At 47.4% G+C, this 14992-nt stretch carries 15 protein-coding genes and 1 pseudogene; 9 read left to right on the top strand and 7 right to left on the bottom strand.

Features of this window, described 5'->3' with window-relative positions:
- Positions 1-282 precede the first annotated feature (282 nt).
- A complete protein-coding gene (locus tag JCM11969_RS01900) occupies positions 283-708 on the top strand; it encodes a Na+/H+ antiporter NhaC family protein (protein WP_054707556.1) in 426 nt (141 codons plus the stop codon).
- Positions 708-1610 (top strand): Na+/H+ antiporter NhaC family protein, encoded by a 903-nt coding sequence (locus JCM11969_RS01895; RefSeq protein ID WP_054707553.1) that lies wholly within the window; start codon positions 708-710, stop codon positions 1608-1610. The genes JCM11969_RS01900 and JCM11969_RS01895 overlap by 1 nt, the downstream gene beginning before the upstream one ends.
- Before the next feature lie 243 nt (positions 1611-1853).
- On the opposite strand, the pseudogene JCM11969_RS01890 reads toward JCM11969_RS01895, so the two are convergent.
- From JCM11969_RS01890 to JCM11969_RS18470, 5 genes and pseudogenes are all read right to left on the bottom strand, one after another.
- Positions 1854-3259, bottom strand: a pseudogene (locus JCM11969_RS01890) (C69 family dipeptidase).
- Positions 3260-3516: 257 nt separating this feature from the next.
- Entirely contained in the window at positions 3517-5049 is a 1533-nt protein-coding gene (locus JCM11969_RS01885; RefSeq protein WP_054707550.1) for a bifunctional diguanylate cyclase/phosphodiesterase, read from the bottom strand.
- A 46-nt stretch (positions 5050-5095) separates the two neighbouring features.
- On the bottom strand, positions 5096-5278 hold the full coding sequence (locus JCM11969_RS17505) for a hypothetical protein (RefSeq protein WP_054707546.1): 183 nt from the start codon (positions 5276-5278) through the stop codon (positions 5096-5098).
- Between the two features lie 721 nt (positions 5279-5999).
- Positions 6000-6347, bottom strand: a complete 348-nt coding sequence (locus tag JCM11969_RS18475; RefSeq protein ID WP_054707543.1) for an EAL domain-containing protein — start codon at positions 6345-6347, stop codon at positions 6000-6002.
- Positions 6344-6664 (bottom strand): hypothetical protein, encoded by a 321-nt coding sequence (locus tag JCM11969_RS18470; RefSeq protein WP_054707540.1) that lies wholly within the window; start codon positions 6662-6664, stop codon positions 6344-6346. Before JCM11969_RS18470 ends, JCM11969_RS18475 begins: the two co-directional genes overlap by 4 nt.
- A 574-nt stretch (positions 6665-7238) precedes the next feature.
- Between JCM11969_RS18470 and JCM11969_RS01865 the strand changes: the two genes are divergently transcribed.
- The 5 genes from JCM11969_RS01865 (at position 7239) to JCM11969_RS01845 (ending at position 11555) form a co-directional block, all read left to right on the top strand.
- A complete protein-coding gene (locus JCM11969_RS01865; protein WP_054707537.1) occupies positions 7239-8108 on the top strand; it encodes a DegV family protein in 870 nt (289 codons plus the stop codon).
- 17 nt (positions 8109-8125) lie between these two features.
- Entirely contained in the window at positions 8126-8692 is a 567-nt protein-coding gene (locus JCM11969_RS01860; RefSeq protein WP_082409123.1) for a DUF1836 domain-containing protein, read from the top strand.
- 19 nt (positions 8693-8711) lie between these two features.
- Positions 8712-8924 carry a YitT family protein gene (locus JCM11969_RS19530; protein ID WP_263849983.1) on the top strand — a complete coding sequence of 71 codons (213 nt, stop codon included), beginning with the start codon at positions 8712-8714 and terminating at the stop codon, positions 8922-8924.
- 31 nt (positions 8925-8955) lie between these two features.
- Positions 8956-9546, top strand: a complete 591-nt coding sequence (locus JCM11969_RS19525) for a YitT family protein (protein WP_263849982.1) — start codon at positions 8956-8958, stop codon at positions 9544-9546.
- Positions 9547-10379: 833 nt separating this feature from the next.
- The gene (locus tag JCM11969_RS01845) at positions 10380-11555 is read left to right on the top strand and encodes a pyridoxal phosphate-dependent aminotransferase (RefSeq protein ID WP_054707533.1); all 1176 of its coding nucleotides are present in this window, start codon (positions 10380-10382) and stop codon (positions 11553-11555) included.
- Positions 11556-11659: 104 nt separating this feature from the next.
- Here JCM11969_RS01845 and JCM11969_RS01840 read toward each other — a convergent pair whose 3' ends face one another.
- Positions 11660-12205 (bottom strand): TMEM175 family protein, encoded by a 546-nt coding sequence (locus JCM11969_RS01840; RefSeq protein WP_225353088.1) that lies wholly within the window; start codon positions 12203-12205, stop codon positions 11660-11662.
- A 138-nt stretch (positions 12206-12343) separates the two neighbouring features.
- Between JCM11969_RS01840 and JCM11969_RS01835 the strand changes: the two genes are divergently transcribed.
- Positions 12344-12775: a helix-turn-helix domain-containing protein gene (locus JCM11969_RS01835; protein ID WP_065928646.1), complete on the top strand. Its 432-nt coding sequence runs from the start codon at positions 12344-12346 to the stop codon at positions 12773-12775.
- Positions 12776-12857: 82 nt separating this feature from the next.
- Here JCM11969_RS01835 and JCM11969_RS01830 read toward each other — a convergent pair whose 3' ends face one another.
- Positions 12858-14090: a L,D-transpeptidase family protein gene (locus tag JCM11969_RS01830; RefSeq protein ID WP_054707527.1), complete on the bottom strand. Its 1233-nt coding sequence runs from the start codon at positions 14088-14090 to the stop codon at positions 12858-12860.
- Positions 14091-14664: 574 nt separating this feature from the next.
- On the opposite strand from JCM11969_RS01830, the gene JCM11969_RS01825 reads away from it, so the two are divergent.
- Entirely contained in the window at positions 14665-14880 is a 216-nt protein-coding gene (locus tag JCM11969_RS01825) for a hypothetical protein (RefSeq protein WP_054707525.1), read from the top strand.
- Positions 14881-14992 lie beyond the last annotated feature (112 nt).

The following is a 14992-nucleotide window of genomic DNA, read 5'->3' as shown; positions in this document are numbered from 1 at the left end:
AGTACCTGATTGATTGGTACTCGGCTTTTTTTGTTTGATTTGTTTTACGAAACCCCTTTTTAAAAGGTATTCTAGGCCACATAGCTGAAACGCGTTCCAGAAAACTGAGGGCTACTGCCTAAGCAACTTCGGGCGCAAATGCCAAGTTCGGGCATTTCCGCCCAAAGTTGCTTAGGTTCCGCCCTCAACCCGTTTTCTTCCACGCTCTTACCAAACCCTCATGAGAAATACCCTCAAATCCGATAGAATGAACAATGAGATTTTAGAAAGCAGGGAATTTTTTTGCAGAATAACGACCATCCAAAGGGGAACTTTATCGGTCTCATTCCGTTAATTTTCTTTTTGATTTTATATATTAGTTCCGGCATCATTACCAGGAATTTCGACAATATGCCATTGCTCATTGCCATGATTTTGGCCAGTATCGTGGCCTTAGCGCTCAAGGGTGACAATAAAAACGATACGTTTGAAGATAAGCTGACCGTCTTTTTCAAAGGTGCAGGACAGGAGACCATGATCTTGATGATCGTTATCTTCATGCTGGCCGGTGGGTTTTATTACGTGACCAAGTCCATGCATGCTGTTGAAACAGTCACCAACATTGGGCTGACCTATCTGCCGCGACCATTCTTGGTTCCTGGTGTGTTCATTCTGGGCTGCATCATTAGTTTTGCGATGGGCACTTCAATGGCACTGTTGCGGCGCTGATGCCAATCGCTGCCAGTATCGCCACCATCGGGCATATTAGTATGCCGCTGATGGCTGGTGTCGTGGTTAGCGGCGCCATGTTTGGCGATGATTTGTCGTTGATCTCGGCCTCCGCAATTGTTTCGGCGAAAACGCAGGGCGTGACCATTTTTGATAAGTTTAAAACAAACACGATCATGGTCGTGCCAGCGGTGCTGATCACGATCGTCTTGCTGGCGACTGTTACGGTTGGAAGCGGTGACGTTGGCAATCTTGGCACGATCAACTGGGTTAAAATTTTACCGTATATCATTGTCATTGGGCTGTCGTTTATGAATATCAACGTCATGATCGTCCTCACGCTGGGCATTGTTTCTGCGGTGGTGATCGGAATGATCTACGGTGATTTCGGGTTCGTTGCGGCCCTGGATGCCATCCACAAGGGCATGTTATCTATGGGTGACATCGCGTTTATTTCGCTGATTGTTGGTGGCTTGGCCGCACTCATGACACACATGGGCGGGATTCAATGGCTACTGGATAAAATTACGAAACACGCGAACGGACAGCTCGGTGGGAAGTTCGCGATTGCGTTTCTGATTTTGCTACTAGATGTGATCACAACGAATAATACGGTCTCCATCATGATTGCGGGGCCTATTGCAAACGACTTGGCGGATACCTACCATATCTCAAAATCGTATACTGCTAGCATTCTTGACGTCTTTTCCTGCGTTGGTCAGGGGTTGATTCCCTATGGTGGTCAACTCTTGATGGCGGCGGGAATTGCGCAGATCTCTGCGGTGTCAATTGTGCCTTACAGTTGGTACTGCATCGTGCTCGGCATCGTGTCGGTGATTTTCTTGTTGACGCGATTTTCACCTCGAGATGGACGGAAGCAGTTTTCGGCTTCGGCGGAATAGGACGCTGTTTTAAATGAATATGATAGTTGTACACAAAACAGGCGCCTTTCAAATGTGAAGGGCGCCTGTTTTGTGTTTATTGTTTTGTTGGCGACGTGGTTTTATGGTTACGTTGCCGAAACGTGTTCCAGGAGGCAAGGAGTTGCACCTAGTGGACTTCGCCCGCGAAAGCCAAACCCGGGCTTTCACGGACAAAGCCCACTAGGCTCCACTCCTTAACCGCCTCCTTCCACACTCTTGCTTTTAATCGTTCAAAGTAAACTGCAACTTCATCTGAGGTTCACCCAACGCCAAAATTTGGCCTAACAGCGTGTTCGCATACTTCTTCGCAACATCGGCCATCTTTGCGTTCACTTCAGTCAGGTAGCTGCGGTATCGCTCTGGTTAGCGACTTCCTTATCCGCCTTGATCTGGATGTTGCGGCAATCGGCCACCGTGTTTTCTTCAAACAGGTTCTCCTGGTCTTCGTACAACGCAAAGTTGCTGTCGCCCAAGAGTGCCAAGATGTTGCTCAACCAATACATGTTAGCTGGATCACAGTCACCGGTGGTGTTCTTGTAGGCTTCTGGTGTGTCGTTAATGTTGGCATAGAACGGAATAACGGCGTTAAACGTGTTTGGTCCAAAGGCTAACCAGTGAATCCCAGCGATTTCTGCCGGTACATCGTTTCGAATCTGCAAAATGTGCAGTTCCTGGTTCCGGTTGATACCGATTGGGCGGAACTTCTTCTTGTCGGCTTCAGAGCCGGTACCGTATGGGTCGTACTGCGTGTTTTGGTAGTGAGAACTCAAAACAAACTTCAGGTCTTCAACACTGATCTTCTTGTCAGTCCGGCAAATAAAGGGCAGGTCCTGATCAATTGGGTCGGTATCAAATTCTGGGTTGAAGTATTTTTGGCCGTACCAGGCGCGTGGGTTGTTGTAACGGGTATCCTTGACCGTTGCACTGCCGAAAATGTGGCGCAGGTTGACCTTGTCTGAATCTGGGTTCAGATGGTAAGTCTCAATGAGTTCTGGCAGATCAGCCGCGAACAATGTATCTTCTGACGCAAAATCGAAGTCGTCAATGTTTAATCGGTTGGGTGCAACAACGTACGCGTCGTCAGGAATCCGAATCGCTGCCCAGTGGTGGCCACCGATGGATTCAAAGTACCAGACCTCATCCTTGTCAGAAAAGGCCATGGCGTTCATTTCATAAGTGCCATACTTTTCAAGCAGGGCACCTAACCGTTTGACCCCTTCACGCGCTGAGTTGATGTAGGGCAAGGTGATCGTGGTAATGTCTTCTTCACCGATCCCGTCGTCAACCAGTGGGTCAACGCCAAGGATGCGGGCGTTTGATGTGATGGTTTCAGTCGCTGTCATCGCAACGTTTTTACTGTTGATCCCGGCTGCGGCCCAGATCCCGTGGCCGTCGGTGGCGTCAGGTGTTGAAGAGTAACGCAGCGGGTTATCAGGCAAGTCAATCTCAACCTTGCTTAAAACTGCTTTGTAGTGTTTTGGCTGGTCTTCAGGCTGCACCAAAATGAATTTTTGTGGGTTTAATGGACCCGCACCGTCTTCGTTTCGGGCAATCATTGTTGAGCCGTCGATCGATGCCTTTTTACCAACGAGGATCGTGGTACAAGACCCTTTGATACGCTTTGTCATAACCATATCGCTCCATTTCATTTTTGTAATCTAATCCTTCTCTATTCTATGCCAGAATAGGAATTTAGGCTACTACTTGACGGTAAATAAAAGACTTCCAAGACTCACGTAAACGTCAGTTTTAGAAGCCAAATAACCTAGTTTTGAAGTCGTTTACCGGGCGACTGTTTCTGGTGAATTAACGAAAAGGGGCAGTTGCGGTTTGCCGAAATAGTAGCCTTGCGCGAGACAGCCGTTTAACTGGTGCGCCATGTCAATCACTTCGGTCTTGGCCTCAAGGCCTCTATCGTGAAGGCGAGTTTTGCGGCTCTAGCCGTGTGGTACCAGAAATTGATTCGCTGTGTGAGCTGGGTGGCACTATTTTCGTGCCGCATGTTTTGGAGAGCAAACTTCAAGCCATCGACGTAGTTTAGCGTATCCTTGGCGAGTTCATAGCTGTTGTCACTGCCAACGTCGTCCAATTCAATTCGAACGCCGCCAGCCCGGTAGATCTCGCTGATCCGCTGAACGGTGTCCACTTCCGGAATGTCCATGATCTCGACGGTCAGGTTATCGGGTCCGTCGCCGCTCTGATAGAATCCAACGAGGTCCACAGCGATGCGGGGATTTAAAAATTGAGAGGCGGTCAAATTAATGGCAACATTGCGGCATGAACAGTTGACGAGCTCTTCTCGCAGCAGACTGATGGTCTTGTTGGCGGTTAGGTCAAACTTGTTGGGCAGTACCCAGATGCCGCGGGTGTGGTCGTATTGACGAAGCAACAGCTCGTTTCGGATGAGTGGCCAGCCCGGCTGACTGAGGTCGTGAATCCCTTGGGTGAAGTAGGCGTATGTCGTTTCGGATTCAGAATCGGCGCGAACACGTTGCACAACCCCATCCACGGTAATAATGTCGCGACCGTTACGTTTGCTGGTGTACAGATTTTCGTCGGCGCGCTTATAAGCGTCTTCAATGGACGTATCGCAATCATTTAGCGCGGTGACGCCAATCGAAATGGTCACCTTGATCTTGTCGTCGTTGTACGTGAACGGGTGGCTGCGGACGGCCTCCCAACAGTTGGTGATAATCGGTAAGACGTCGCTTGGTGCCATGTCAGGGAAAACGATATTGAACTCCTCACCACCAGTCCGGTAAATTTGAGGCTTGCTGTCGAAGCTTAGCAGGGTGTCCTGCAGGGTGGTCGCAATGCCGACGAGCACCTTATTTCCCGCAAGATGACCGTACTTATCGTTAATCAGTTTAAAATGGTCGACATCCAGTGCCACTAGGGATACCGGTTTGTGTGTTTGGCGCGATTCGTCATACATTTCGGTAATGTCGCGCTGGTAGTGCGAATACGTTTTAGCGTTCGTGAGCGCATCGTAATTGGCCAGTTGCGCCATGTGCTCGTTATGCTGTTCTTGGTAGTACTGTTGGATCCAATACCGGCTAGTGAAGGCGGCCATTAAGACAAACATGATGATGGCTTCGGCGGCCACTTCGTAGCTCATGCGCATCCCACCCGAAACATTGGGTAGTGTGAGCCAGAAGAGCATGCTGAGGACAGCGGCTCCGGGCAATGCCAGCCAGTAGGTCAATCGAATTTTTTCGTGATAGCGTCGAATAGCCGCCAAGATAACGACGAGGCCAAGGAGCGACAGCATAAAACGGGCTGAGGTGAGGTCGCCGATATGGTGCGCGATCCAAATACTGATGAGGGCGATTGACCGCTCCGAATATTCCCAGAGGTTGATCTTATCGTCCAAGAGCGGAAAGGTGAGGACAAAAAGACCAATATTGTGATACATCATGCGTTTGACGCCCCAACATAGCCGGCAAGATGCAATATACCGCCGACTACGAGGCAAGCGCCATGAGGTAGAGTCGACCAGCAATTTGCTGACGATGCGTCTTGGTATTGTGCTGAAACACGTCATTCCACACCCTAAGGTAGTAGGTGACAAATCCTGACATAAAGAAAATAGCGATCAGTAGCTGGGTGAGCCAAGGTCCCAGTGAGACAAGTTGCATTTCGTGCACCGTTTTGTGCCTCCTGACATTTTGGGTGCCTGCATTCGTGATGATGCAAACAAGTTGGTGGGCGATAACATGCGAAAAGGGCGGTATGTTGCACTAAATACCGCCGTCAACGGGCTTGTTGTTGTACGGATGAGGTGAGAAACAAAACACTTTTCTTTAGTTGTACGTGTTTACGTGATAAACGTCAATGTGAATGAGTGAATTTGTATCTATTACTGGGTAAGTGCGGGTTTGTTCTTTGAGTTGTATGTAGTGTGGATAATTGACTTTTGTCAGTTGGGGTTGGAAATTTTTTTGTACTGGGGAATCTATTTTTCTAGCTTAATGAGGGAGATACTGCGCCTAGTCGACTTCGACAGAAAAAGTCAGAGCTGGTCTTTAACAGTACCTGACTTTTTTAACGCTTTCTAACGACACGTTTTTAATATAGTTTACTTATTTTCTATAGTTAATTTGCTAAAGTGGCGATTTACATAGTTCGACTATCTTACCTAGCCTAAACGTGCGACACGGGGCAAGGAGTTGCACTCTGTTGTCTCTTTTACTTATTGCTAAAAATGCGTTTTACATAGTTCACTTATCCTACCTAGCCTAAACGTGCGACACGGGGCAAAGGGTTGCACCTAGCCGACTTCGACAGAAAAGGCCAAAGGCGGGCCTTTTCTGTCAAAGTCACCTAGGCTCCACCCTTTAACCGCCCCTGGTTTTGCACTCTTGCACTCTAACACTCTATCAATGCCGGCATCCCCGTATAATACCCTTGAATAACGTCGCACGGGTACTTCGTGCGGATGACTTCCAAGTCTTCTTCATTTTCCAGACCCTCAATGGCGAGCATTTTGTCATATTTTTGCGCCATGTTGTACCAGTATGAGACGTGCGATTCGATGTCACTAATATGGTTAAATGGTCGGAAATTTTGCAGCGCGAACTTGTACTCATCAATGTAATCGTCTAACGCTAAAACAAGTTCGGGTGTATTGTCGCCGGTGCCCACGTCGTCGATGCAGACAAGCAGGCCTTCGTCATGGAACCGTTTAGCTGCGCGTGACAGTTGGTTGAGCGTCACACGCGGTCAGTGCGCTCCGTTAACTCGGTAAACAACTGAATGTCGGTGGTGTCTTGCACACTGGCAACGGCGTCAGTAAAGACGGGATCAATAAACTGAATTTGCTCGAGGTTAAATGAAAGAAGTTCGATGTTGTCGGGCATTGCCTGAACAGTGTCAGATAATAGGTGCTGAATTTGGCCAGCGGTAATGGCACAGAAATCCTGCGGTAAACACCACTGGTTATTCTGATATTCACGGATGAAAAGCTCATAGCCGATTGGCTGTTGAGTGGCTCCGTCTGATCTAAATTTTGGCTGACCATAGAACTTTAGCATATGCACGCCCCCACGTTAAAATAAAACGGCCCAAACATGTCTTTCACATGTACGGGTCGTATGCTCGAAAGGGTTCTCATCGAGCTTGAGCAAAATTGTTTAAGTGATTAATGTCGCATCGGTTTCACAGTTTCAAATATACCATTTCACGCACTTATTATAGTAATTGCTGACGAGAATTTCAACTAATTTGTCATATTTGTCGGTAATTAATTTTGATTGAAAATACCTGCTCATCATGATAACTGGCACTTTCCGGTGTTTGTTTATATTATTTGTTTAATTAGACCAGTATCGACTAATAGCTGCTCAAGATGGTTTACGGGTGCATCAGAAGCCTTAGACCAATCAGAAGGATTGGGGCCGATGCGGGTGTAGTCGTTAGCTAAGACGGCCTGATTCGTGAAATGGTCAGCAAGATAACTTACCGTTAGAATACCTGAAACACGTATGGATGACAACTGTCACTGCTGATTAATTTTAGTTTGTCGGCCAACTGAAATTGACTTCTTTTCAATATAGTATAGAATACTACATAAATAGTTTTAAAGACTAGATAGAATGGAGCATGGTTATGAATTCGCGAATTGGCTTACTGGTCGACTCCGCGGCGGATGTGCCGTCTGCAGTGCTGGCCGCCAACGACAATATTGAAGTGGTGCCGTTGGACCTGATGATCGATGACGTTGCGTATTTGGATCGGGTGACGATCACACCAGATGACTTTTATCAAAAACAAGCCGTGTCTGATACGCAAGCGAAAACGGCGAGTCCTAGTATTGGCGAGACTCAGCAACGAATCGAAGCCTTAAAGCAGCGGGGCTATGACCAGATTATTGGAATTACGATCTCCAGCGGGTTATCCGTTACGAACACAGTGTTTAACAACGCGGCCACTGTTACACAGGATGCAACGGTGACGATTATTGACACCAAGAATATTGGCATCGGTGCGGGGTTACAGGCCGCCTATGCCGAAAAATGCATTCAGGCTGGGTTTTCGTATGAGGTAATCGTTAAGGCCATACAGGATTCTGTTTTACAAAGTCACGTCTATTTTTACATTCCAACGTTAAAATATCTGCGTGCGGGTGGTAGAATTGGAAGGGTAGCGGGATTAGTCGGCACGATGCTGAGTATTAAACCGGTGATCTCCTGTGACGAACATGGCATCTACTATCCGGTGGCCAAGGCGCGGACAGAGACTAAGGCAGTTGCTAAGCTGGTTGCCTTAGCGTTAGACCACTGCGTACCGGGAACGACATTTCAAGTTGCGGTTACGCATGGCGCTAATCTCGAGCTACTGAATCAGGTGGTCCACCAATTACAAACAAAATTGCCTGACCAGCCGATTTTAACTGGTGATGTGTCCCCAGCACTTGGGGTTCACACCGGTCCCGGCCTAGTGGGCATTGCTGTTCAAGTTGGTGACCTGCCGCATTAAAAGGGAGGGGCATTGCGGTGTCCAACGAGCAAAGTATAAAACTGCCATTGTGGGCCGAGCTGCCTCAATTGAGCCTGCATTTGGATCAGTTATTAGATATCACAAATATGTACCTGGAACCGATTATCGGTGACGCCATTACGAAGACGATGATGCACAACTACTTTAAGGCCGACATCATTATTCCACCGGTCAAAAAACGGTATTCGCAAAAACACGTTGCGGGGGCCATCGTAGTCGGGTTATTGAAAAATGTGTTTACGTTAGATGAAATCAAACAGGCGCTGGTCTGGATCTTGGCGGCTGCCACGGCACAGCAGGGTTACGATAATTTCGTCAAGATGTTTAACGAACAGGCGGCCAAGCCGCAGTTGGAACCGGCCAGTGTGACAAGCATTGACCTGGACCAGGCGTCGCAGTCAACGGTGTTGCAGTATGAGGCAGTGCAATCGATCCTGTATTGGCTGGCAGCTAAGAATCGGTTAGCAGCAGCTGTGAAGGCGAAGACGATTGACTACCAACACGGCGTGACAGACGCGTGCGGTGGTGCCTTTTTTCTCGGTGTTGTTTCACGTGAAACATAATAAATTGGGGAGACACAACATGCCAACTAAATTACTTAAAAATGGATTGCACATCATCATTGGGGCAATGGTGTATGCGATTGCCATTAACTATTTTCTGATCCCTAACCGAATCGGTGAGGGCGGGGTGACCGGTCTGACAACGATTGGGTACTATGCGCTACATATCCAGCCGGCACTAACGAACTTTGTTTTGAATGGCATCCTTTTAATCGGGGATTTCGCTATTTAAAGAAGAGTACTGTTTTTACACATTATGGGCCGTGATTTGGATCTCAATCTTTCTGAAGGTTCCAGTCCTGTTTCCGTATAAAACGGACCAGACACTGATTGCGGCCATCTTTGGCGGCGTTTTGATGGGTATCTCTATGGGGCTGATTTTTCGGGCGGAGGGGACGATTGCTGGCAGCACGATTCTGGCTAAGATCATGAACCGTTATTTTGGAGTCCGAAACGGATCGGCAACGCTGTGTTTTGATTTAATGGTCGCCATTCCCTCTGGGCTGATTATTGGGTTTCAGAATATGTTACTGACGGTGATCGAACTCTATATTTCTGCGGTAGTGTTGAATAAGTATCTGGAAATGTTGGGGACGGAGCGCGCCATCATGGTCATTTCAAAGGAAAACCAGCGAATCGCGAAATCGCTATCGGAAAATATCGGCCGCGGGGTGACAATGTTGAAGGCGAGTGGGTTTTACAGTAAATCTGACGAGGAAGTGCTGTATTTTATTTGCACGCCGCAGCAGTGGACGCTGGTGATTCCAATCGTGCAGTCGATCGATCCGGATGCGTTTGTGATTACTGAGGGTGTTAGGAGTGTAAGGGGACAGGAGTTGAGTCAATTGTTGTAGAGTGTGGAGCAAGGCGTTTTGAGGGCGGAGCGTAAGCGACTCTGGTCAGAAAAGTCCGGGCCTGACTTTTTTGACCAGAGTGGCTTACGCAGTAGCCCTCAGCCTTGCGGAACACGTTTCGGCAATGTGAAAAAGGGAGCGCCGAGGCCAGCACCATTAGGTTGAAGAAAACCAGAAAAGTCCGGTCCTGATTTTTTGGTCATCGTCCGTTGCACGTTAGCCCCGTGCGGAACACGTTTCAGTAATGTGAAAAAGCCGTACATTGAATGGTTGCATTGATTTATGAGAAGTGGGATTGCTGGTTTTGGCGACTGATTTTCTATGTTATATTGCCGAAACGCGTTCCAGGAGGCAAGAGGTTGCATGTAAGGGACTTCCGCAAGTAAAGCCAAGACCGGTCTTTACCGGGCACAGTCCACTAGGCTCCACTCCTTGGGCGTCCTTCCTTCACGCTCTGACTTTCTATGTCACATAGCCGAAACGCGTTCCAGGAGGCAGAGGGCTCCTTCCACGCTCTGCTCTCTTGACTTTCTCTCACCAATTCCTCATAATGTACCCAGTTAGCTCAGAAGATGAGTATTAAATTCACCTCGTACATAGAGAATCGTGGTTGCTGAAAAACGATCCTGGTGACTTAAGAAGATGGTCTTCTCCGTATTTGGCAAGTGAGGGAATCCTGAACTTGCAGCGGTTGTCACCCGTTACCGTGGCCTTGAGTGGTCTGGTTCAGTCTGGACTATTAAGGTGGTACCACGGCAATGTCGTCCTTTATCTATTGATAAGGGACGTTTTTTTATTCCCTGAGCTAGCGGCAATTAGAGGGGGTATTACTAGTGAAATTTGAAGAATCAGATATTTTGCAACATCTGCCAAAACAGTTTTTTGCGAGCCTTGTTAAAAAGGTGAACGCGAAGGTGGCGACTGGCGCCGATGTGATTAATTTAGGACAGGGAAATCCCGACCAGCCAACGCCCGACTTTGTGGTGAAGGCCATGCAGGATGCCACCGCTGAACCTGACAACCATAAGTATTCGCTGTTTCGTGGCGACCCGGAATTAAAACAGGCGGCCGCTGATTTTTACCAGCGCGAATACGGGGTAACTCTGGATCCAGAAAAAGAGATTGCCATCCTTGGCGGGTCAAAAATTGGCTTAGTGGAGTTACCGTTTGCCGTTTTAAATCCCGGGGATACACTGTTGTTGCCAGATCCAGGCTATCCTGATTATTTATCAGGGGTCACGTTGGCCAAAGTTAACCTCGAGCTGGTAAAACTTACTGAACAAAACGACTTCCTGCCCGATTATGACACCATTGATCCAGCCGTCGTCAAGGCAGCCAAGTTACTTTACCTGAACTACCCGAATAACCCGACCGGTGCCGTTGCAACACCAGAATTCTTCAGGAAAACAGTGGCGTTTGCGCAACAAAATGACATCGGCATCGTCCACGACTTCGCTTATGGCCCGATTGGGTTTGATGGTCACAAACCGATCAGTTTCCTGCAAACGCCTGGAGCCAAGGATGTTGGTGTCGAAATGAACACCCTCTCCAAGTCGTTTAACATGGCCGGCTGGCGCATTGGGGTTGCGGCTGGGAATCCTGACTTGATCGAAGCTATCAATCTGATTCAAGACCATCTATTTGTCAGCATTTTCCCAGCGATTCAAAAGGCGGCCATTACTGCGTTGAACAGTGATCAAAGCACCGTTAAGGCCCTCGTTGCCTTGTACGAAAAACGGCGCAACCAGTTCTTTAAAGCCGCCCGGGCGATCGGCTGGGAACCCTATCATTCAGGTGGGGCGTTTTACGCCTGGATGCCGGTGCCAAAGGGGTACACCAGTGAAAGCTTTGCGGATCTATTGCTGGAAAAGGCGGCCGTGGCGGTTGCGCCTGGTAATGGGTTTGGTGAAGCTGGCGAAGGCTACGTCCGCGTTGGCCTGCTGATTGACGAGCCTCGTTTCACAGAAGCTTGTCAGCGAATTGATAAGTTGGGGTTGGATTTTAGTTAATTGTGTTTAAACCATTAAAAATGGGTTTATTAGCCTGTTCTTTCAGTGTGAAAGAACAGGCTAGGAGACCCGTTTTTGGCGTTAAATAACGCGATTTTAGACTGTTATCGTTGAAGAATATGCCGCCATGGAATGACCCAGATGCTGACGTTTGCCAGCAGCGCGATGAACACGATGGGTGGAAAGACCCACAGCGCAATCAGTGCCACGACGTTGACGGCAATCGACGCAACTTCGCGCGAGATGCGCGGCGAGTCGATTTCGTGGTTTTCATGCAGGACGGTGCGCCGCAACCAGAGGAAGGCCAGGTTGAACAGGATGATGTCGAACTGGTAAACAAAGGCGGCCAGCGGTGACATAATGTCGGAGCCAAACCAGGCCGTGGCAGCAGGTGAGAGCGACAGCCAGAACAGGAAGTTGATGTTGGTCCAAAGAATCGGTTCCGTGACCGTTTTAACTTGGGTGAAGATGTGATGATGATTGATCCAGATAGCGGCGATGCCGATGAAGCTTGTGGTGTAGGCGATGAATGTTGGCACTTTAGCGGCTAATTCCGCTAAGGTGTGGTTCGTATCAGATAGATGCAGATCTAAGACCAGAATGGTAATGATGATGGCGACAACACCATCAGTAAAGGCTTCGAGCGTGATTTCCCCAATTTAGAATTCCCCCGTGTTTGTTCGTTTGCGTTAAGTTTAACTCGCGAGAGCTTTGATGCATATTAATAAGTGGTCTTGGTTATACTTGTATTAGTCATAGTCGTTGATTTGAAACTAGGAGACCTAATTATGAATAATACCTATATTAAAGATTACACTAATTCATTTCTAATTAATAATCATGAGTATATTGTGACTGCTCCAGCAAGATTTGATAGAAAGACAGATGAGTTGGTAGACGATTTAGAGCTTGACGACATTGCAAATGAAATTGCGGAACAGCTTTATCGTGATGATACAGGGTTAGTTAGCCCAGCAGATATTAAAAAATATCGAAATAATATCAAATTAACACAACTTGAGTTCGCAAAACTTCTGGGATGGCACCAAAATACAGTTGCTTTGTATGAGGTGGGTGCGTTTCCTTCAGAAGCAGATAATAAAGTCTTGAAGGCATTAATGAAAAATAACGATTTTTTAAGCGGGCTGCTCGCTGATGACGATAAAGTACCTGACAAAGTTGCTAATAGGATTACCGCGTTTTTAAATGGTGAAAATTAACATATTATTGGTCAAAAAACCATCTCAACTGAAGAAATCAGTGAGATGGTTTTTGTTTTGGAATCAGATGATAGTGTCTTTCTTAATAATAAACCACAACGGGTTCATTCGTTGAAACAACTTCCCACAGTGCCTTGATCTTTGAAGGCGGGTTATTGATACACCCGTGGGAGTGGTACTCGCTCCGGTCGCTAACGTTACCATAGACGCTGGACGGCTGCCATGAGGAATCATGCAACCCAACCCCATCTTCGGTAAACGGCATCCAGTATTTAACCTTTGATGCGTAGGAGGTCCCATTGTCGTTTTCGCCACGCAACGTTGCGTTACGCTGTTTGTAGAGGACGTAGAACACACCCTGCGGCGTCTTGTCACTCCCGGTCACAGTCCCGGACATTACCGGTGTACTGAAGACCAGTTTGTTGTTGACGTAGGCGTATTCTTCCAGCGTCTTCAGGTCAACTTCGACCCGGGTACCGCCGACGCCTGACTTACCGTAGCCAAGCCCTGAAACATAGTTTTTCAGGTTCAGGGTCTGAGTGCCAGACTTCTCAAACGCTGCTAGAATAGCAGTCTTGAGTTTCGTTTGTTCGATCGACCAGCCGTAAGTACTGCTGCCGACCTTGGTCTTGATGGTCGTGCCGCTATGAGTCTTGTAGCTAAATGACTTGCCCTTGGTATCGTGTTCGTTGGCCAATTTTGCAATTTCCGTGGCTAACGTTGAACTGTCGTACGTGTACTTGCCGTCAACGGAGGCGGTGACGCTCTTCAGATAGTCACTCGCCTTAAAGTGCCAAGTGGTGCTGCCATAGGTCACATTAACGGTTCGATTCAGAAGCGACTTCAAATTGGTTTCAGTCGTCTTAATGGCTGAACTGTCAACCTTTACTGGTGTGTCGATGGTCTTTTTAACGTCGATTTCCAAATCAGTTTTAGCCTGTTCCTTAAACGATTTCACCATGGTGGCTTCGTCGAGGGCGGTCCCGTTTTGACTCTTGGTGACCGTCATCTTGCCGTCAGCATAGGTGACCTTTGCGTTCACTGGTGTTGTCCGATTGGCGTTGATGGTCTCGATTTCTGATTTGAACGCCGGCAACAAGGTGTTGATCCGGTAGTTGTAGTCAGAAGCTGATACGGTGTTAGCAACCTTTAGCGAAACGGTCTCTAGCGCGTGCCCGTCATTGTTTCGTTTTTGCAGCAACTTATTAACGGTTGCGGTTGAAACGTTAATTTTTGACTTCGACACGGCAATCGTATTGCTGCTGGTCGTTGAGTCGCTGTTATTAATTTTATCTGCTGCTTGGCTCGCGGTCATGTTAGTGACTGTGATGCCGTTGATCTTAGCCGGTTTAAAGCGTTGATTGTATTAGCTGGCGTAGCCGACTGCTCCTCCGGCCCCAACAACGATGAGGGCGATGAGACCAATTAATACCCACTTCTTCGTCGCCGAATGTTTGGTTGTTCTTCTTTTGCGTGCCATATTGTTATGTCGCCGTCCTTTGATCAATTTGACTAGGTCCGATTATGGACGGTTAGTCTTAACCCTTCCTAAAATAAACGATAAGAATTGATTACGATTGCAATGAAACTGTGTTTAAAATGTCTTTTTGAAACAGTTAGTGGTGATATGTCTGTTTTAAGCGCTTCTGCGGTTAGAGTCAAGGAGTACTTGTTTAAGATTGCGTGGTAGTTGACTTAAAATGCTGGTATATCGCCGGTTTTAGGTGGTCTTATCAGGCATTCACCTCATTTAGTTTACCACTTTTGCTGGCAGAATATATTTTTAGTAAGTGGATTTTCAACGGTTAAGCAGCAATTGTTGAAAAAATTAGGATGCTCAGATAAAGGACATTTGACCTGATTTTGATGTTGAAATGGAGGCGTCAATTATGCGAGACCTTAAGGTAAAACAACTGGGTGAGTTGAAAGTCCTTATTTTGCCGGATGACTTAGCTCTGCTTCCCGTTGATCAATTGTCCTACGAGATTCGAGAGAACAAGTTGATTCTTGATTCACAGTCAGCCGCGATTCGCCATGATCGTGAGTTGATCGAAAAAAGGTTCACCGATTTTGCGCATGATGACTGGTGGATAAAGATGAGATGATCCGCCAGTTTGGTTGTTATGGTTGGGGTAAATAAGTTGATTGAAAAAATCCCAGGGATGTTGCCTTGGGATTTTTTACCGATTTGGTGATTCGCTTGGATTTTGATCGATA

This window comes from Secundilactobacillus paracollinoides DSM 15502 = JCM 11969 (assembly GCF_001311135.1).
GTDB classification, from domain to species: Bacteria; Bacillota; Bacilli; order Lactobacillales; family Lactobacillaceae; genus Secundilactobacillus; species Secundilactobacillus paracollinoides.
The sequence above is the reverse complement of the archived record's forward strand: the minus strand, read 5'-3'. Positions and strand labels throughout refer to the sequence as shown.